Below are 19,732 nucleotides of genomic sequence, written 5' to 3' on the forward strand. Positions count from 1 at the left end.
AGTGAACTGATCATGGTGCTTTCAACGGATGCAATTGCTGCTGTAACCCCCGTCAGACTTTCTGCCCTGTCTGCAGTCAGTGCTGTGCCAGTCGCAACGGCGGTCGAAGGCAATGTCAGTGGTACGGCAAGTGTGGTCGATGTTTCTTCACTGAGTCAGACATTGGCTACGACAATCGCTTTACTTGGACAGCAAATGAAAGCGATTGCGACAAGTGGCAGCGCTGCTCCAATTGGTGATGCTGCAACAAATTTTGCGACAACGGCATCTCTGGCGAATATGTTCGTTAAGGCATTCAATATCTTTCAAAGCGGTAACGTCAACAGTATTCAGAATCCTCTGACATCTTTTCTGGATAGCAGTCTGCTGGACGCAATGGGCGGCGTGCTGGCTGATAGTGGCAACAATTTACTGGAAAGCCTGTCGCAGATAGGCATTACGCTCGACACATCCCTTAGTGCAGATAACACTCAGTTCAGTCTGGATACTGTTGTTTTGCAAAAGGCATACGCCAGTGCTCCGCTTGCCACAGCGACCCTGCTGACCCAGGCTTTACAGGCATTGGCACAGATCGAGACCACGCTGATTGCGCAGAACCAAAGTTTGACAAGTGCAGAGACCAACAACGCTGTCGTGGATAACTCCGTTAGCAGCACTTCGTTTGCAAATGCATCAGCAACGGCGGCTGGTGTGGTCACTTCAGTTGTGGAAGCCGTTGCCTCTACTCATTTGCTCGTACAGGAAACAGTGGCCGCCAAGATGGCGGATACAACTGCCGGGCAGTCGAGTGAGGTGGGGAAAAACAGCGCAAGCAACATTTCGGCAGATCAAGCTATGTCTGCGCCAACTGCGGCTGTCAATGTTCCGCCTTCAGAATTTAATCCGGCTGCATTTAATCCAGTAAATACTGCCGCGGCTCAGCTCAATCCAGCACTTGAAAATCCAGTTATTGATTCGTTGGCGATGAACTCAGTGAATGCTTCTGATAATGCATCCATGATAGCAGCGCAAGCGCAGACTTTATTATCGGATGAGGTTCTGGGGGCTTTGCTTGCGAGCGATACCAATTTTATCCAAACCGGGTTGGTGAATATTGCAGAAATTGACAGCTATGGTGTGATGGCAAATTCTTTATCGTCAGCGTCAGTTGACAATGTATTGAGCTCAGTGAGCTCCTCGCAAGAGCTTGCAGGTGTTGTTTCAGATCGGATCAATGCGGGAGCTGTCAATACTGCTGCCAGTAGCGAAGCGGCGATTGCTAATCCTGCATCAGTGAAAGTGACTGATTTGACAGGTTCGACCTATGGTCTGAACAATGTCAGTGTTGAAAATACTCTGATCAATAATGCAAATGCGGCAGCATCTGAACTTGCCGCATCCACAGGATTGAGCGGAACTGCAACGGCCACAGCAGCCACAACGGCTGTAACGGTGGACGCAATAAACAATGCAAGTGGCGCTGCCGCGACATTATTACCTTTACCCGGTGGCGTGAATCCCGCGATCTCGGCGGCCGTCGCTGCGTATAAGATGGGTGACGCAATTGAACATCAGCGATCCGGCGATGATCAGGGTGAAACGGATGAAATTGTTTTCGGTAATGAAATTCCACCTGTGGCTATGGATTTAAAGCAGCATGCCAGTCAGCAAGGTGCTAATGAAGCTGCGGGAAACAAAAAACACGCACAAGCAAAAAATATTGAAAATCCAGCGGATGTATCTATGAATCTTCAGACTGCTGGCAATATTGACGTCAACGTCTGATTTATCTGGAGTTAGGCTGCGCGGCTACTTGCGTTAAAAAATAGGTGGTAAATGTAAAAAAGCTCTGCAGCAAGCGATTTCTTATCTTGCCGCAGAGCTTCTTTTATGTTGGATAGGTGCTAGTCTTTGATTTCCAGCGCCCGGTTCAGGCTTAATGCAGCGATTGAGCAAGCTGCGCCTGAGAGCAGATAGAGACTGACATAGGCGAGGCCGAAATGAGCCGACAGCCCTAGTGCGACCAACGGTGCGAAACCGGCACCGACCAGCCAGGAAAGATCGGACGTCAAGGCTGCGCCGGTATAACGGTATTTCGCTGAAAAATTGGCAGTCACTGCTCCTGCAGCCTGACCGTAAGATAAGCCCAGTAAGGCAAACCCCACCAGAATAAATGTATTCTGAGCAGACTCGCCGCCGCCAAGCAAACTTGGTACAAATACACTCAGAATCGCAATGAATAGCGCGAAGGTTCCCAACGTATTGCGGCGACCGTAGCGATCAGCGATTAAACCAGACACGATCACACCTAAGGTCATTAGTCCTGCACCAGTCACTTGTATATAAAGTACGTCCGTTAGCGAACGTGTGGAGTACAGCGTTAGCCAGGAAAGGGGAAATACGGTGACCAGATGGAATAAGGCGTAGCTGGCTAACGCAGCCAATGCGCCGATCAAGACATTTCGCCCTTGTGAACCGCTCATCTCAACAATCTTGGTCGGTTCCAGTTCGCGTTCGTCCAGTAGATGCGCATATTCGTTGGTGGAAACCAGGCGCAGACGGGCAAACAAGGCAACAACATTAATCGCGAAGGCGACATAGAAAGGGTAGCGCCAGCCCCAATCCAGAAAATCTTCCGGAGACAGGTTGGAGAGTAAATAAGCAAACAGACTGCCAGCGATCATGAAGCCGACCGGGGCGCCGAGCTGCCCCAGCATGGCATACCAGCCGCGCTTATGTTGTGGCGCATTCAGTGCCAGTAAAGATGGTAATCCATCCCACGAGCCGCCCATTGCCAGCCCCTGGCCTATACGCAACGACGCAAGAATGACGATTGACGCGTAGCCCAGATGTGAAAACGTAGGCAGAAATGCGATGCCTGCGGTAGAGATGCCGAGCAGAACCAGCGCAATCGTGAGTTTTGCTTCCCGCCCCAGATGACGTTGAATCGCCATAAACGCTACTGTGCCTATCGGCCTCGCGATGAAGGCAAACGAAAAAATGACAAATGAATAAAGTGTGGCTTCCAGTCTTTGTTCGAATGGAAAGAAAACTGCAGGAAACACTAATACTGATGCAATGGCGTAGACAAAAAAATCAAAATATTCAGAAGCACGACCGATGACGACACCAATGGCGATTTCTCCGGGGGAAATCGAGGTATGGTCAGCGTGACTGTTTCTGGGGGCTGGGAGGAGGTCAGGACGTACAGGAATAGTGGTGAGTTGCTCACCATTGTGGCTGATACTTGGCATAGTCGTCTCTCGTAGTAGTGTTTTTATCGACGGACGCCTGAAGCCCTGCCCGATATAGCTATGGCAGGGTGGGACAAAACGTCCAATCGCTAATGCTAGTCAGTCCGTGTACATTACCACGATTTATCCTTTACCTTGGACTTTCCTGCATGATTTCCCTACTAGCTCGGCGCGGACTAATACTCCTATGCGTTGCACTGTTGGCTGGATGTGACACTATTGTGTTAAATCCTTCAGGCGATATCGCCGCTCAGCAGAGCAAGCTGATTGTCATTTCTACTCTCCTGATGTTAATCATCATTATTCCTGTCATTTTCCTGACCTTGTTTTTTGCATGGCGCTACAGACAGAGTAATACCAGTGCAAAGTACGATCCTGAGTGGGATCATTCAACCAAACTCGAATTAATTATCTGGGGAGCCCCTCTGTTAATTATCATCGTTTTAGGAATGTTGACATGGATTTCTACACATACTCTTGATCCATATCGAAAGTTGTCACGATTAGATGAAAATCGCCCGCTTGCTGCCAACGTCAAACCGCTGGTCGTGGAAGTCGTTGCTCTGGACTGGAAATGGTTGTTCATTTATCCAGAACAAGGTGTGGCAACTGTGAATGAATTAATTGCGCCAGTCGATGTGCCGGTTCATTTCAGAATCACTGCATCCACTGTAATGAATTCGTTTTATGTTCCAGCGCTGGCTGGTCAGATCTATGCGATGCCGGGTATGGAAACGCAATTGAATGCCGTGATCAACAAGGCAGGCACATATGATGGCTTTTCTGCCAACTATAGCGGTGCAGGCTTTTCTGACATGCGCTTCAAATTTCATGGGATGACGCAGGAAAATTTCAATCAGTGGGTACAGACCACCAAAGCTGAAAAACTGAATCTGAATCGTGCTGCTTATCTGGAGGTTGAAAAACCAAGTATCAAAGATCCTGTGCGTCGTTATGGTTCCGTCGACGCCGATCTGTTTCATGCCATTCTCAATCGCTGTGTAGGGGCTGATCAGATTTGCATGGATAAATTGATGTCTATGGATGTGAATGTGAAGCCAGTATCAAAAGCGAACGAAAAAGTTGTTTCTATGCTCGCTCAGAATCAGCAGGCTGCACGCGGGTCGGATGCTGAAGTGTGTACCACACCACCAGTTACTATTGGAAAATAAAGATGTTAGACCAAATTGATTTAACTAAGCTGATATTCGGCCGTCTCAGCTGGGAAGCGATTCCTTTGCATGAGCCGATTCTTCTTGCTACCTTCGCTGGTGTCGCTTTCGGTGGCCTGGCATTGCTGGGAGCATTGACTTACTTCCGCGTCTGGGGAACCTTGTGGCGTGAATGGCTGACAAGTATTGATCACAAGCGTATCGGTATCATGTACATGATCCTCGGTCTGGTCATGCTGTTGCGTGGTTTTGCTGATGCGCTGATGATGCGTGCGCAGCAGGCGATGGCATTCGGTGACTCGGCCGGCTTTTTGCCACCGCATCACTATGATCAGGTGTTCACAGCGCATGGCGTGATCATGATTTTCTTCGTGGCGATGCCTTTCGTTACCGGGTTGATGAACTACGTTGTACCGCTGCAAATCGGTGCCCGTGACGTTGCTTTTCCTTTCCTGAATAATTTCAGCTTCTGGATGACAACTTTCGGTGCATTGCTGGTGATGGCATCCTTATTCGTCGGTGAGTTTGCGCGTACCGGCTGGCTTGCATATCCGCCGCTGTCGGGTATTTTAGGCAGTCCGGATGTCGGGGTGGATTACTACATCTGGTCGTTACAGATTGCCGGTGTCGGTACCTTGCTCTCCGGTGTGAACCTGATTGTGACTATCGTCAAGATGCGTGCGCCTGGCATGACTATGATGAAGATGCCTGTGTTCACCTGGACTGCGTTGTGTACTAACGTGCTGATCGTTGCTGCTTTCCCAGTGTTGACCGCGGTGCTGGCAATGTTGTCGCTGGATCGTGTTTTCGGTACCAACTTCTTCACGAACGACATGGGCGGCAATTCCATGATGTACGTGAATCTGATCTGGATTTGGGGGCATCCTGAAGTTTACATCCTGATTCTGCCTTGCTTCGGTGTGTATTCCGAAATCGTCTCAACTTTCTGTTCCAAGCGTCTGTTTGGCTACACATCGATGGTGTATGCAACGGTCGTGATCACGATCTTGTCTTATCTGGTCTGGTTGCACCACTTCTTCACGATGGGGTCCGGTGCGAGTGTCAACTCGTTCTTCGGTATCACCACGATGATTATCTCGATTCCAACCGGTGCGAAGATGTTTAACTGGTTGTTTACGATGTATCGCGGACGTATCCGTTTTGAAGTTCCGATGTTATGGACCATGGGTTTCATGGTGACATTTGTGATCGGTGGTATGACCGGTGTATTGCTGGCAGTTCCACCAGCTGACTTTGTTTTGCACAACAGTCTGTTTCTGATTGCTCACTTCCATAATGTGATTATCGGTGGCGTCGTGTTCGGCGTGTTTGCGGCGATTAACTACTGGTTCCCTAAAGCATTCGGCTATAAGCTCGACAGTTTCTGGGGTAAATGCTCATTCTGGTTCTGGACTATCGGTTTCTACTTCGCGTTCATGCCATTGTATGTATTAGGTCTGATGGGTGTGACACGTCGTCTGAGCCATTTTGAAGATCCATCGCTGCAAATCTGGTTCCAGATCGCTGCTGCGGGCGCGGTTTTGATCGCGATCGGTATCGCCTGTTTCGTTATTCAACTGGTGGTCAGTTATCTGCGTCGCGAACAGTTGCGCGATGTGACTGGTGATCCATGGGGTGGCCGTACTCTGGAGTGGGCAACATCGTCTCCGCCACCTGCATACAATTTCGCATTCACACCACGCATACATGACAACGATGCCTGGGTTGATATGAAAGCGAATGGTTACACTCGCCCGACTTCCGGATTCCTGGCAATTCATATGCCGAAAAATACGGCAGCCGGCATCATCATCGCTGGTCTCAGCGCGGCTTGTGGCTTTGCACTGATCTGGCAAATGTGGCTGCTGGCAGGTCTGGGTTTTATCGTCATGATGGCCGCCATCATCATCCATACTTTTAATTACAACCGCGATTACTACATTCCTGCGGACGAAGTTGTCCGTACCGAAAATGAACGCACACGTTTGTTAGCTAGCCATGTCTGATAAATCTATTTCTACTCATGATGCGATGAGCCAGGCTTCTGGTTCGCGCTATTTCGTTCTCGAACATCATCCGGAAAACGGCACGCTGCTTGGCTTCTGGCTGTATCTGATGAGCGATTGCCTGATTTTTGCGTGTCTGTTTGCCGCGTATGCCGTACTCGGTCGTAACTACGCAGGCGGCCCGACCGGTGCCGAATTGTTTGATCTGCCCTTGGTGGCAATTAACACGTCTTTACTGTTGCTGTCATCGATTACCTATGGTTTTGCGATGCTGGAAGCGCAGAAAAAACGTCTGAACAACACGCTGATCTGGCTGGTGGTTACTGGCTTGCTGGGTGCTTGTTTTATCGGCCTGGAATTATATGAATTCATCCATCTGATTCATGAAGGTGCGGGCCCTCAACGCAGTGGCTTTTTGACTTCGTTCTTTGCTCTGGTGGCAACGCACGGTCTGCACGTGACTTTTGGTATCGTCTGGCTGGTCACTTTGCTGTTCCAATTAAAACGTCATGGTTTGACGACTGAAAACAATCGTCGCCTGATGTGCCTGTCCATGTTCTGGCATTTCCTGGATGTGATCTGGATCGGTGTATTTACCTTTGTTTACCTGATGGGAGTTTTGCCATGAGTGCACATCACGAACATACAACACATGATGCGGGTCACGGTCATCATGGACATCACGCTCATGACGATCACGCGGATCATGGCAGCCTGAAAACCTATGTCATCGGTTTTGTGCTGGCAGTCATTCTGACTGCCATTCCCTTCTGGTTGGTAATGGGCAAAGTCTTTAGCAATTCCGGCACGACAGGTTTTGTCTTGCTGGCACTGGCCGCGGTGCAAGTGGTGGTGCACATGGTGTATTTCCTGCACATGAATGCACGTTCGGAAGGTGGCTGGAACATGCTGGCATTGGTGTTTACCGGTATGGTGGTGGTGATTCTGATGAGCGGCTCACTGTGGGTCATGTATCATCTGAATAACAATATGATGCCAGGCATGCAGCATGAAACAACACCTGAATCACTGAAACATACTGAAAATCCAAATGAAATGCACAACATGCGCAATATGCCATGAGTGATCTGAATGCCGGGGCGCAGCCCCCGGTTGCAGCAACAGACATCCCCCGTTCATTATTCGTAAGACGTGCTCTTGCAATGTGCGCGGGGGTATTTTTTTTGTGCTTTGCTTTTCTCGGTACATGGCAGATCTATCGCTTGCAATGGAAGCTCGATCTGATCGCCCGCGTTGGGCAACGGGTGCATGCAACTGCAATAGCCGCTCCTGATCAACAGCTTTGGTCGGGAGTAAATGCCGCGAACGACGAATACCGACATGTGCAGGTCAGTGGGCTGTTATTGTCTGAGCAGACCAGTTATGTGCAGGCATCCACCGTGCTCGGTAGCGGCTACTGGGTGCTGACGCCGTTGCGTCAGACAGATGGCAGTGTTGTGCTGCTGAATCGGGGATTTGTTCCCGCAATGAATAAAACGAAAGCCACAACACATCAGGAGCAGCGGCAGACCGTGAGTATCACAGGATTATTGCGTATGAGTGAGCCCGACGGCGGATTCTTACGTAAAAACGATGCGGCGGCTGACCGCTGGTATTCGCGTGACGTTGTTGCTATCGGTAAAAAACATAACTTGTCGCCGATTGCTCCTTATTTTATCGACGCCGATGCTACCGGCAGTCAGCCGGATGCAGGCTACAAATCCTTGCTGGCAAGCGAATATCAGGCACCGGTTGCCGGTTTAACCGTTATCTCATTTCATAACAATCACTTGGTCTATGCACTTACTTGGTATGCTCTCGCTTTGATGGTGGCGGGCGGATATTATCTGGTTATCCGCGAAGACCGCCGGCGTCTGAATAAGATGCAGCGTCATAGTGAAAATGGGAGACATCAGGATGTTCGGCAAGACTGAAAATCACCGGGATATCGTAGCCAGCATCGCCGAAGAATACGAGAGTTCGGCAGGTCATAAAAATATGTTGCAACTGATTCATCTGCGGTGGCTTGCCGTGTTTGGTCAGATTGCGACGATCGCGCTGGTTGTCGGCGGATTCGGCATACATTTGCCGGTATTGTCGATGGCGTTTGTGCTGGCGGTGTTAATTGCTTTCAATATTGCCAGTCATCTGCGTTGGCACGAGGAAACGAAAGTATCCAACCGGGCATTATTTTTTGCACTGCTGGTCGATGTCGCTATTCTGACGGCGCAGCTGTATCTGAGCGGTGGTACCTCCAATCCTTTCATTTTTTTATATCTGTTGCAGGTCATACTCAGCGCCGTTTTGCTGGAAGTATGGTCAACCTGGCTGATCGTGGCGATCAGTGGTCTTTGCCTGCTCGGATTATCGAAATTTTCTCACCCCTTACTTTTGCCCTCAGATAACAACGGTGGCATGCCAGAGTTATATATCGATGGCATGATCATTTGTTTTTTACTGAACGCTGGCTTGCTGGTGTTTTTTCTGACGCGCATCAGCGGCAATTTAAAAGTGCGTGATGTCCAGTTGGCAGATGCCCGCCAAAGATCCACCGAAGAAGAACACATAGTGAAAATGGGCTTGCTGGCATCTGGCGCGGCGCATGAACTGGGTACACCTTTAGCAACGATGTCCGTCATTCTGGGCGACTGGAGGAGGATGCCGGAATTCAGCAATAATCCTGATTTAATCGAAGACCTGTGTGAAATGCAAAGGCAGTTGCAACGCTGTAAAACGACACTCAGCAGTATTTTATTGTCCGCCGGAGAAGCGCGTGGCGAATCTTCTGTCAAAACGACGATCAATACCTTTCTCAAACAACTGGTTGAAGACTTCCGGGCGACGCGTCCGGTACAGACATTCATCTTTGAAAATCAGATTCAGCAGGATGTTCCTGTCGTGTTTGATTCTGCTCTCAAGCAGATGATATGCAATGTGTTAGATAATGCGCTTGAAGCTTCACCTGCATGGCTTGCCCTGACAGTATCGAGAGACGCAGATGTGCTGGTCATCGTCGTGAGCGATACCGGTCCGGGTTTTTTACCCTCGATACTGGAAAATCTGGGGCAAGCTTATCAATCAACCAAAGGGCGTCCGGGCAGTGGTCTGGGTATTTACTTTGTGGTGAATGTTGTTCGTAAATTAGGCGGCTCTGTGATTGCCCGTAACCGGCAGGATGGTGGTGCCGTTGTCAAAATAGAGCTGCCACTGTCAGCGTTAATGCTATAAAAAAGGTTTGAATATGTCAGAAAGTCGTCTGTTGCTGATTGTCGAGGACGATACTGCATTCGCGCGTACCCTGTGTCGTTCGTTTGAGCGACGTGCTTATACCGTATTGCATGCAGAAAGTCTGGAAGCGGCAGAAGAAATACTCAAGTCACACTCTCCGCAGTTTGCGGTCGTTGACCTGAAATTAAACGGCAATGCTTCCGGGCTTGCCTGTGTGCAGATGTTGCATCAGCAAGTAGCGTCCATGCAGATTGTGGTGCTGACCGGCTTTGCCAGCATTGCGACTGCGGTGGAAGCCGTGAAACTGGGTGCTTGCCAGTATTTAGCGAAGCCATCGAATACCGATGATATTGAAGCCGCTTTCGGCCATGTCGCCGGTGTCACCGATCTGGAGCTGACGAATCGTCCGACCTCAATTAAAACGCTGGAGTGGGAACGCATACACGAAGTGCTGGTGGAATCCGAGTTCAATATCTCCGAAGCAGCGCGACGTCTGGGTATGCACAGACGCACTTTGGCACGTAAGCTAAGTAAGCAGCGCGTGAAATGATATGCGGATTATCCGTCAGGGTATTTGTGAATCAGCATTAACCCGGTCCGATTGATGTCTTTGTTCTGTCCCATCTGCGGGATGGTATTGCTGAGTGTTCATACGCTGCGGAACATACGCACCAGCGGTAAAATTTTAATATCTCCCTGAGTGACTTATGTAAAAATACCGGGCAGCTTAGCTTGCTCCGGAGCGTTGGCATCTGCTCAGCCGCGGGCAGGTGAGCAGGACTTTCCTGTTTCTGCTATCCCATAACAGTTTTTAGCCTATTTTTATGCCTTCAGTGATCAAGCCAGGGCTGATTATTTTGCACAGTAATCAGTTGGAGCAGTTGAGTGCGGCCGTATTTGAGTGGATACGACGCAACCCCTTGTCGCCGCTGGAAAAAGACATTTTCCTGGTGCAGTCGAATGGTGTGGCTGAGTGGCTCAAAATTTCGCTGGCAGAGAATTTCGACATCAGCGCGGCGAATCGTATCGAACTGCCCGGTCGTTTCTTGTGGACGATCTATCGTTCCATGCTCGGTAAAGCAGAGATACCCTCAACGTCATCACTCGATAAAATGCCCCTGACCTGGCGGCTGATGCGTTTGATTCCGACGCTGTTGCAGGACAGTGATTTTTCTCCGTTAAAACATTTTCTGGCCGATGGCGATGCCGAACGGCGCTATCAACTGGTGTCCAGATTGGCAGATCTGATCGATTTATATCAGGTGTACCGGACTGACTGGTTACAGGACTGGAGTCTGGGGCTGGATCAACTGCGTCGCGCGAACGGCGAGCTCGTACCATTGCCGGCAGATCAGCGCTGGCAGGCCAAATTATGGCGAGCGATTCTGGCTGATTTACCTGAGGCCGAGCGTTTGCTGGGGCGCGTGAATGTGCATCGTCGCTTTGTGGGCGCGGCCTCCGGCGGTGTTGCGCCAGCCACACCATTGCCACGCCGGGTGGTTTTATTCGGCGTCTCTGCGTTGCCGCGGCAGACACTGGAAGCATTATCTGCGTTGGCCCATCATACGCAAGTCATACTCGCCGTGCCCAATCCCTGTCAGTATTTCTGGGGAGATATTATCGAGGGGCGCGAGTTGTTCAAGGCACAGTTCAAGCGGCAAAGTTTGCGTAATCAAACCGATTTATCCCTGATCCCGATTGAAGAATTGCATGCACACGCACATCCTTTACTGGCCGGGTGGGGGCGTCTGGGGCGCGACTTCGTCCGCATGCTCGATGAGTTTGATCAGGCTGAATTGGCGCGCACAGGTTTTGCCGGTTTAAAAATTGATTTATTTTCAGAAGATGCAGGACACTCTTTGCTGACGCAAGTGCAGGCGGCGATACGCGATTTGTTGCCGTTAGCGGAACATCCCCGTTCGCCAGTTGCCGCGACAGATACGTCGATAGAGTTTCATCTGGCGCATAGTATCCAGAGGGAAGTTGAGATTCTGCATGATCGTCTGTTGCGGATTTTTGCGGAAGAAGACGACACGATCCGTCCGCGTGATGTGGTGGTTATGGTGCCGGATATTGCACAGTTCACACCGTCAATACGCGCCGTGTTCGGCCAATATAAACGGACGGATCAACGTTATATTCCGTATGAGATCGGCGACGTCTCTGACCGTAAAACGAATCCGGTGATGGTGGCACTCGACTGGTTATTACGCCTGCCGCAGCAGCGCTGTCAGCAGAATGAAGTTGTGGATTTGCTGGAAGTTCCCGCGATTGCAGCTCGCTTTGGTTTGGATGAAGAAGATTTACCGGTACTGAAGACCTGGATTAATGGTGCCGGAATCCGTTGGGGCTTAAATCAACAGCATAGGGACGGCTTGGGGCTGGGCGCGACTGGTGAGCAAAATTCCTGGATATTTGGCATTCGCCGTATGTTGCTTGGTTATGCCAATGGCGCTCAGCTACACTATCTAGACATAGAGCCGTATGCTGAAGTTGGCGGGCTGTCATCTGCACTGGCGGGCTGTCTTGCCGAATTTGTCGAAGCGCTGATTGCATGGCAAAACAGACTTGCATTACCGCAGACACCGCTGGTCTGGGCCGAGCAGGCGCGGCAATTACTGACTGATTTTTTTGCCGTATCCGGCGAGAACGACAGGGTGTTGCTGGCTCGACTGCATGAGTCACTCGACAAGTATCTGAATGCATGTGAGCAGGCGCATTTTGACGAAGCGATTCCGCTGGCGGTTTTTCGCGAACCATGGCTGGCATCGATAGATGAGGCAACGCTGAATCATCGCTTTATTTCTGGTGGTGTGACTTTCTGTACCTTCATGCCTATGCGCTCGATGCCGTTCCAACTGGTCTGTCTGTTAGGCATGAATGAAGGTGATTTTCCACGCAGGACGAGTCAGGTGGATTTTGATTTGCTGGCCCTGCAAGGCATGGCGCGACCCGGTGATCGTTCGCGGCGTGACGATGACAGGTATCTGATGTTGGAAGCGATTCTGGCAGCGCGATCCAGGCTATATATCAGCTGGGTGGGGAAAAATATCCGTGATAATTCCGAGCAGCCGCCGTCGGTGTTGGTATCTCAGTTGCGTGATTATCTGAATGCGGGCTGGGATATTGATTTGCAAGATCACACTCATGAATATCCTATGCAGGCATTCAGCCGCGCGTATTTTTTTGCAGGGCCGGACCGGCCGCTGACGTATGCGCGGGAATGGGGTGCCGCGTATTTGCAAACGCAGCTACAAACACAACAGCAAGCGCAACAGTTTGCGGCTGATCATAGTGTTCCTGTCATGGGAGATGATGCCGATCTGAGTCTGAAACTCAGAGAATTGAGTCGCTTCGTCCGTCAGCCCGTTGCCCATTTTTTTCAACAGCGCTTAGGGGTGCAATTTGCTGATGAAGAGCAAATGACGGGTACTGAGGAGCCTTTTAATCTCGATGCTTTACAAGAATATTTTTTGAATGACAGGCTGATCAATAGCGGTGATGTACCGGGGAATATCGCTGAGCTTGAAACAAAACTGACTGAAAAAGCGGCGCAGCTTTCACGTGAGGGGTTGTTGCCGGTAGGCTTTATGGGGCAGAAATGGCAGCGTCTGCTGGTGGCTGAAATGATGCCGGTGCAAACGGCGTGGCTGACATTATGTGAATTATTCCCCGATCCTGCAGCGAAGTTGCCGGTGCAGTTTCGCTATCAGAATATCAGTATCTCGGATTGGCTGGAAAACCTGCGTACTGATGATCAGCAAACCGTTTCCATCATGCAGATCGCCAGCAAAGTATGCAATACCAAGGGCGAATTACGTGCAGATAAAGTGATTGATATCTGGATCAGGCAATTAGTCGCCGCCAGCCTGAATTATCCTGTGACTTTTTATCTGGTCGCACGCGATGCCAGCCTGTGCATGCCGCCTTTGGCGCAGGCTGCCGCGACAGCAACACTGGAAACGCTGATTGCATTTTGGCGCGCGGGTCTTGATGGTATTTTACCAGTCGCCTGTAAGACCGCGCTGGCGCTGATTGCAGGTGATAACCCACAACAAACCTATGATGGTGGCTATAACATGAGCGGCGAAGTTGAGAGTCCGTATCTGGCCAGAATGTGGCCTGATTTTTCTGCGTTAAGTACCGAGCCTGATTGGGAAAACGTCGCCAGAACATTGTATGAGCCCTTATTCCAATGGGCGCGTGAGATTCAGGTAACGCCTCTGAGTGCGACGACAGAGACGGGAGAATCAGAATGAGCCATCTACTGCATCCATTAAGCTTTCCTTTACATGGCAGTCGCCTGATAGAGGCGAGTGCCGGAACTGGGAAAACCTGGACCATCGCTGCATTGTATTTGCGTCTGGTGCTGGGGCACCGTGGCGAGCATGCGTTTCAACGCGCTTTGCATCCCTCAGAAATTCTGGTGATGACGTTCACGCGCGCCGCAACCAGAGAATTGTCGGATCGCATACGGCAGCGACTGACGGAAGCTGCTGGCTACTTCAGGTCTGGTGAGGTGCCCGCGAATGATCATTTCATCAGCGAATTGATACAGGCTTATCCTACGCAGGAATTGCAACAACAGGCGGCGTATCGACTCAGTATGGCGGCGCAGGCTATGGATGAAGCGGCGATTTTTACGATCGATGCATGGTGTCAGCGTATGCTCAAAGAGCATGCGTTTGATAGTGCTTGTCTGTTCGATGAAGAGCTGATCGCCAGCGAGTCTTCCTTACTCGAAAATGCCGCGCTGGATTACTGGCGGCAGCAGGTGTATCCGCTTGATAGCAATGGATTTTCGCTGGTGACCTCGTTCTGGAATGATGCACCTGCACTTTCGGCAGCGGTGCTGAAGCTGGTGCCGTTTGCCGGTTTGCTCGGTGCGCGTATCACGCAGCCTTTATCCGTTTTTATTGCGCAGACATTGGCGGAACAGGAAAAAATTCTGGTTAATTTGAAGGCTGGTTGGGCAGAGAAAGCCGATCAGATGATGCAATGGTTTGCCGCGCAAAGAGAGGCGTCACCGAAACAATTCAGTGCGACCAAATTAAAACCCGCCTCGTTGGATAAGTGGCTGGCAGGTCTCAAAGTCTGGGCACAGACACCCTCGCAGCTATGGCCGGACGGCTTTGAAACTGCAGCAGAAAAGCTGACACCGGATGCCTTACTGAGCGCATGCAATAAAGGATATGAGCCGGATATTCCCGCCGTATTTAACGACATAGCACCGCTCGCTGCAAAGCTGCGGGAGATCGAACCGATGAAGCATGCGCTGTATCGGCATGCCGTTTCTGTCATCGTTGCCCGTGCGGATTTGCTCAAGCGTAGCAGTCGCCAGTTTGGTTTTAACGATATGTTGCAACGCTTGCGTGCAGCAGTCAGCGGACCGAATGCGGCTGCACTGAATCTGCGTATCCGTCAGCAATATCCGGTGGCGATGGTCGATGAATTTCAGGATACATCGCCAGATCAGTATGCGATTTTTGACGCGATTTATCGCATTAACGAGAACGCGGCGACGCAGGGCTTGTTTCTGATTGGCGATCCTAAACAATCGATTTATGGTTTTCGCGGTGCTGATATACAAAGTTATCTGGCAGCCCGCGTAGCGACCACGGGCCGGCATTATTTACTAGGCACTAACTTCCGTTCCACCCATGCGCTGGTGCATGCCGTGAATCATGTGTTTCTGCACGCGGAAACGAATGAAGACGCCGCGTTTGCCGCGGGTGCTTTCCGGTTCCGGCGTGCCGCAGCTGATCCTATGCCGTTTGAAGCGGTCGCTGCACATGGCCGGGCAGAAAAATTTGTCAATGCCGATGGCGACGTCAAAGCGCTGAATCTATGGGCATCGGCGAATCCGGATATGAAAAAAGACGAGTACCTTTATTTTTTTGCGGAACACTGTGCCGAGCATATTGTGACGCAATTGAATAGCTCGCAAACCGGTTTTCAGAACGCGCAGGGATCGCAGCGATTTCAGCGATTGCAGGCGGCGGATATCGCGATTCTGGTGCGGGATAAATTTGAAGCCGAAGCGATCCGCAGCGCGCTGCAAAAGAGAAATGTCGCCAGCGTGTATTTGTCAGATAAAGACTCGGTACTCAATAGCGACGAGGCCAGAGATGTCTTGCGCTGGCTGCATGCATTCGCCAATCCGCTGGATGATACTATCGGTCGCGCTGCGTTTGCCACCAAAACAGCGAAACTCAGTATCGCGCAACTGGTCACGCTGGCGTCTGACGATGAAGCGTGGGAGACCTGTACTGGGCAATTAAAAGAACTACACTCTGTCTGGCAACGTCAGGGCGTACTCGCGGCGATCCGGCATTTTATTCACATGCTGGAATTACCGGCAAAATTACTCAGCGAAGTCGGCGGCGAACGTAGTTTAACCAATATTCTGCATCTGGCTGAATTACTCGAAACGGCCAGCATGCAACTCGATGGCGAACAATCGCTGGTGCGCTGGCTGGCGGAGCAAATGGCGGACGACAGTCAGCACAGCGACGAACACATCTTGCGACTGGAAAGCGATGCAAAACTGGTCAAGGTGATTACGATACATAAATCCAAAGGCTTGCAATATCCGTTGGTCTATCTGCCATTTGCCGTGTCGACCCGGGTGACGACACGGATGAACCGCAGTTTCTTTGATTACGTCGATGAATCCGGTGAGCGGAAAATTGATTTTACTTTGTCGCAGGCAGCGCTGGATGCGGTGAACCGCGCCAGAAAAGAAGAAGACATCCGCCTGTTTTATGTGGCGGTCACCCGCGCCGTGCATGCGCTGTGGCTGGGTATCTCCTCGAATCAGGACAAAATACACGAGTCTGCGTTTGGCTATCTGCTGGCGGGGGAAGCGACACTCAAGGCGGCTGCACTGAACGATGCTCTGCATGATATGAGCGATAGTTGCGATGACATCGCTGTACTGAATGTAAAAGATTTACCCGGTGTGAGTTTCTACACGCGTCATGAGGCACAGCAAAGTCTGGTGGATATTCCTGAATACACGCAGGAATTTGAACGCGACTGGGCGGTTGGTAGTTTTACCTCGCTGACACGCGGTATGACGGCCACCGGCAATATGACCCGGGTGCAGGACAGCAAGCTGCTGGAAGACGATGACACCGCACCTGTATCGGCATCGGGCAACAGCGCCTGGCATCGTTTTCCGCGTGGTGCGATGCCGGGACAATTTTTACATGAGCAGCTCGAATGGATGGCGGGCGAGGGTTTTGATTTCATAGAGTCCGACAGCTTTGATACCAGACTGACTTCCCGTTGTCAGCGCGCGGGCTGGGATAATCATCTGGACGATATCATCGTCTGGCTAAGGCGTATCGTCACGACTCCCTTATTGCCAGCGAATGTCAGCCTGATCGGGCTGCCGACTTTTCTGCCCGAGATGGAATTCTGGTTTCCGTGTGAGCGGGTGAATGCGCAGAAAATTGATCGCTTATGTCAGGAATTTTTTCTGGACGGCATACCACGCGATGCCCTGAGTGAACGCGAGTTGCATGGTTTGCTGATGGGCTTTGCCGATCTGGTGTTTGAATATGAAGGAAAGTACTGGGTGCTGGATTACAAGTCGAATGTTGTTGGTGTTGACGATCTGAGTTATCACAAAGCGGGTCTCGCCTCTGCCATGGCGGCGCATCGATATGATGTGCAGGGTGCGATCTATATGCTGGCCTTACACCGCTTGTTGCAGTTGCGTATCGGTGAGGCTTACGACCCTAACATCCATCTTGGTGGTGCGATTTTTTTCTTTATGCGCGGCGTTGCCAACGAAGAGACGCATGGTTGTTACCATCTTGAGGCAGACCCGGAATTTCTCGCCAGACTCGATCAGATGATGCGCGACGATGATTCGGCGGCAGGCGATATGTCTGCTGCTGGTAAATCTGACGGTGGTAAATTTGCTGATACAAAGGAAATCCCATCATGATGGTAGCGACACCGCCAGTGCTGGAACGGCTCAAACAATATGCAGAGCGTGGTCATGTCCGCCTTTTGTCCGTCGCGTTTGTGCGCTTCATGCACAGCCTTGGCATGCAGGATCAGCGGCAGATGCTGATCGTCGGCTTGTTATGCGAACTCGAAGCGCTTGGTCATAGTTGTATCAAACTCGAAGCCTTGGTGACTGATCCTTGTGCTTTGTTGGGATGGGATGTGTCGCTGTGGGAAACGCTGATCGCTGATATGGATTTGCCTGCTGACGCTGATAGCTGGCGGCATGTGCTCAGCAGTTCGGCGCAAATTTATGCGCCTGATGTGGCGGGCCGGGACGATCAGCAGCAACCGCTGGTGTTACACAGAGACAGCCTGTATCTGCGTCGCTACTGGCGGCATGAAATGGCGATTGCCTCTGCCGTCAGACAACGCGCATCTGCTTTGATGCCTGTCGATGTGGCAGCAGTGTCGCGCTGGCTGGATATCTTATTCAACGCTTCCGACGAGATAGATTGGCAAAAGACCGCTTGTGCGATTGCTGTCCGCAGCCATTTTTCTGTCATTACTGGCGGGCCGGGTACGGGGAAAACCTACACCGTGGCACGGCTGCTGGCCTTGTTGTTTGCCTTGTCCGCGCATCCTGAACGTTTGCGTATTGCATTGGCTGCCCCGACCGGTAAAGCCGCAGCGCGCCTGAAGCAGGCGATTGATCACGCTTTGTCTGAACTCGCGGAGAAAATTGGTCCGGCGCTACCGCTGGCGGAGCTGACCAACAGAATCGGTGCTGCGCGTACGCTGCATAGTTTGCTGGGCGCTCGCCCCGATACGCGGGCATTCCGGCATCATGCCGGGAATTTGCTCGATATTGACGTGCTGATCGTGGATGAGGCATCGATGGTGCATCTGGAAATGATGGCTTCACTGTTAGCGGCGCTGCCAGATTCCACCATGCTGATTTTGCTGGGCGACAAAGACCAGTTGGCATCGGTAGAGGCGGGGGCGGTGTTGGGCGATTTGTGCGATCGCGCCGAATCCGGAAATTACTCGCCTGCCACAGCGCGCTATATTGCAAGTGCCTGCGGCAAAGAGATTCCGGCAGAGTTCATTGCCGATGGCAGCGTGATAGCACAGCAGACCGTGATGCTCAGAAAGAGCCGTAGGTTCAGCGGTGCCATCGGCGCGCTGGCATTGGCTGTGAACAGCGGGCAGACGGAGCTTGCGATTGATTGTTTGCGCAGGGCAGATGCGCAAGTCCTGTTCTGGGCCGAATCTGCCCAGCAAAAAGCGATGCTGCAAATGGCTTTGCATGGCAGGGTTGGCGCGGAGGGCGGTTATTCCACTTATCTGCAATTGCTGGCACAAAGGCCGCAGGGCGGCGACGAAGCGCAGTTTCATCTATGGGTGATCGCCGTTCTCAGAGCATTCGAATCATTCCGTATTCTGTGCGCAGTCAGAGAAGGGGATTGGGGCGTCAGCGGTTTGAATCAGTCTATCGAGCGACACCTGCATCAACTGGGACACATCAACAGCCGTAGCGAATGGTATAGCGGGCGTCCGGTGATGATTACGCGTAACGATTACGGCACCGGTGTTTTTAACGGCGACATCGGTATGACCTTGCCTGACTTCAGTAAAGATAAGGTGCAACGGGTTTATTTTCTGGATGGCGACAAATTGCGCCACGTGCTGACCTCACGTTTGCGCCATGTTGAAACCGCGTTCGCGATGACCGTGCATAAATCGCAAGGATCTGAATTTCAGCATACGGTCATGGTATTGCCAGCCGAAGCGTCACCGGTGATTACCCGCGAGCTGATTTATACCGGTATTACGCGGGCAAAGCAGAATTTCAGCCTGCTGACGCCGGTATCCGGTGTGCTAGGCCATGCAATCGGGCGTCTGACGCTGCGGGCGAGTGGCTTGCAAGAAGAGTTAAATATTGTTTAATTGAAAATAAATTCAGAGTTGAATTGCAGATTAATCCTTTGGTTTCCGGTGAAGTCTTTTATAATCCCCCGCGTACCAGATAAGTCGCCCGGAGCGTGGACTGATGACTGATACCTTCGAAATTGATGTGCTCGTATCAACGTTGTGACATTCTTGGAGGTTGTTATCTTGGATAGACGTGTTA

At 51.2% G+C, this 19,732-nt stretch carries 12 protein-coding genes; 11 read left to right on the forward strand and 1 reads right to left on the reverse strand.

From position 1 onward, the window contains the following. Positions 1–12: 12 nt before the first annotated feature. Positions 13–1,764, forward strand: coding sequence for a hypothetical protein (locus H8K38_RS15460; RefSeq protein WP_186885744.1), 1,752 nt, complete (start codon positions 13–15; stop codon positions 1,762–1,764). A gap of 119 nt (positions 1,765–1,883) precedes the next feature. Here H8K38_RS15460 and H8K38_RS15465 read toward each other — a convergent pair whose 3' ends face one another. After that, entirely contained in the window at positions 1,884–3,233 is a 1,350-nt protein-coding gene (locus tag H8K38_RS15465) for an MFS transporter (protein WP_186885745.1), read from the reverse strand. A 149-nt stretch (positions 3,234–3,382) separates the two neighbouring features. Between H8K38_RS15465 and cyoA the strand changes: the two genes are divergently transcribed. The 10 genes from cyoA (at position 3,383) to recD (ending at position 19,548) form a co-directional block, all read left to right on the forward strand. After that, complete coding sequence (gene cyoA / locus H8K38_RS15470; RefSeq protein WP_186885746.1) at positions 3,383–4,405, forward strand: ubiquinol oxidase subunit II; 1,023 nt, start codon at positions 3,383–3,385, stop codon at positions 4,403–4,405. 2 nt (positions 4,406–4,407) lie between these two features. Beyond that, positions 4,408–6,411 (forward strand): cytochrome o ubiquinol oxidase subunit I, encoded by a 2,004-nt coding sequence (gene cyoB / locus H8K38_RS15475; RefSeq protein WP_186885747.1) that lies wholly within the window; start codon positions 4,408–4,410, stop codon positions 6,409–6,411. Beyond that, positions 6,404–7,039 carry a cytochrome o ubiquinol oxidase subunit III gene (gene cyoC, locus H8K38_RS15480; RefSeq protein ID WP_186885748.1) on the forward strand — a complete coding sequence of 212 codons (636 nt, stop codon included), beginning with the start codon at positions 6,404–6,406 and terminating at the stop codon, positions 7,037–7,039. Before cyoB ends, cyoC begins: the two co-directional genes overlap by 8 nt. Further along, positions 7,036–7,494, forward strand: a complete 459-nt coding sequence (cyoD, locus tag H8K38_RS15485; protein ID WP_186885749.1) for a cytochrome o ubiquinol oxidase subunit IV — start codon at positions 7,036–7,038, stop codon at positions 7,492–7,494. Before cyoC ends, cyoD begins: the two co-directional genes overlap by 4 nt. After that, entirely contained in the window at positions 7,491–8,345 is an 855-nt protein-coding gene (locus H8K38_RS15490) for an SURF1 family protein (protein WP_186885750.1), read from the forward strand. The genes cyoD and H8K38_RS15490 overlap by 4 nt, the downstream gene beginning before the upstream one ends. Further along, positions 8,329–9,639, forward strand: coding sequence for an ATP-binding protein (locus tag H8K38_RS15495; protein WP_186885751.1), 1,311 nt, complete (start codon positions 8,329–8,331; stop codon positions 9,637–9,639). Before H8K38_RS15490 ends, H8K38_RS15495 begins: the two co-directional genes overlap by 17 nt. Before the next feature lie 13 nt (positions 9,640–9,652). Next, on the forward strand, positions 9,653–10,189 hold the full coding sequence (locus tag H8K38_RS15500; RefSeq protein ID WP_186885752.1) for a response regulator transcription factor: 537 nt from the start codon (positions 9,653–9,655) through the stop codon (positions 10,187–10,189). 274 nt (positions 10,190–10,463) lie between these two features. Continuing rightward, entirely contained in the window at positions 10,464–13,898 is a 3,435-nt protein-coding gene (gene recC / locus H8K38_RS15505; RefSeq protein ID WP_186885753.1) for an exodeoxyribonuclease V subunit gamma, read from the forward strand. Further along, a complete protein-coding gene (gene recB, locus H8K38_RS15510) occupies positions 13,895–17,596 on the forward strand; it encodes an exodeoxyribonuclease V subunit beta (RefSeq protein ID WP_186885754.1) in 3,702 nt (1,233 codons plus the stop codon). The genes recC and recB overlap by 4 nt, the downstream gene beginning before the upstream one ends. Continuing rightward, the gene (recD, locus tag H8K38_RS15515; protein ID WP_186885755.1) at positions 17,593–19,548 is read left to right on the forward strand and encodes an exodeoxyribonuclease V subunit alpha; all 1,956 of its coding nucleotides are present in this window, start codon (positions 17,593–17,595) and stop codon (positions 19,546–19,548) included. The genes recB and recD overlap by 4 nt, the downstream gene beginning before the upstream one ends. Positions 19,549–19,732: the final 184 nt, after the last annotated feature.

Source organism: Undibacterium sp. FT79W (assembly GCF_014284215.1).
Classification (GTDB): Bacteria; Pseudomonadota; Gammaproteobacteria; order Burkholderiales; family Burkholderiaceae_D; genus Undibacterium; species Undibacterium aquatile.

Excerpts from the sequence above, each read along its gene's own strand:
- H8K38_RS15500 (WP_186885752.1), top strand. The coding sequence starts at position 9,653 with ATGTCAGAAAGTCGTCTGTTGCTGATTGTCGAGGACGATACTGCATTC.
- H8K38_RS15495 (WP_186885751.1), top strand. The coding sequence starts at position 8,329 with ATGTTCGGCAAGACTGAAAATCACCGGGATATCGTAGCCAGCATCGCC.
- H8K38_RS15490 (WP_186885750.1), top strand. The coding sequence starts at position 7,491 with ATGAGTGATCTGAATGCCGGGGCGCAGCCCCCGGTTGCAGCAACAGAC.
- H8K38_RS15460 (WP_186885744.1), top strand. The coding sequence starts at position 13 with ATGGTGCTTTCAACGGATGCAATTGCTGCTGTAACCCCCGTCAGACTT.
- cyoD (WP_186885749.1), top strand. The coding sequence starts at position 7,036 with ATGAGTGCACATCACGAACATACAACACATGATGCGGGTCACGGTCAT.
- recC (WP_186885753.1), top strand. The coding sequence starts at position 10,464 with ATGCCTTCAGTGATCAAGCCAGGGCTGATTATTTTGCACAGTAATCAG.
- recB (WP_186885754.1), top strand. The coding sequence starts at position 13,895 with ATGAGCCATCTACTGCATCCATTAAGCTTTCCTTTACATGGCAGTCGC.
- recD (WP_186885755.1), top strand. The coding sequence starts at position 17,593 with ATGATGGTAGCGACACCGCCAGTGCTGGAACGGCTCAAACAATATGCA.
- cyoC (WP_186885748.1), top strand. The coding sequence starts at position 6,404 with ATGTCTGATAAATCTATTTCTACTCATGATGCGATGAGCCAGGCTTCT.
- cyoB (WP_186885747.1), top strand. The coding sequence starts at position 4,408 with ATGTTAGACCAAATTGATTTAACTAAGCTGATATTCGGCCGTCTCAGC.
- cyoA (WP_186885746.1), top strand. The coding sequence starts at position 3,383 with ATGATTTCCCTACTAGCTCGGCGCGGACTAATACTCCTATGCGTTGCA.
- H8K38_RS15465 (WP_186885745.1), bottom strand. The coding sequence starts at position 3,233 with ATGCCAAGTATCAGCCACAATGGTGAGCAACTCACCACTATTCCTGTA.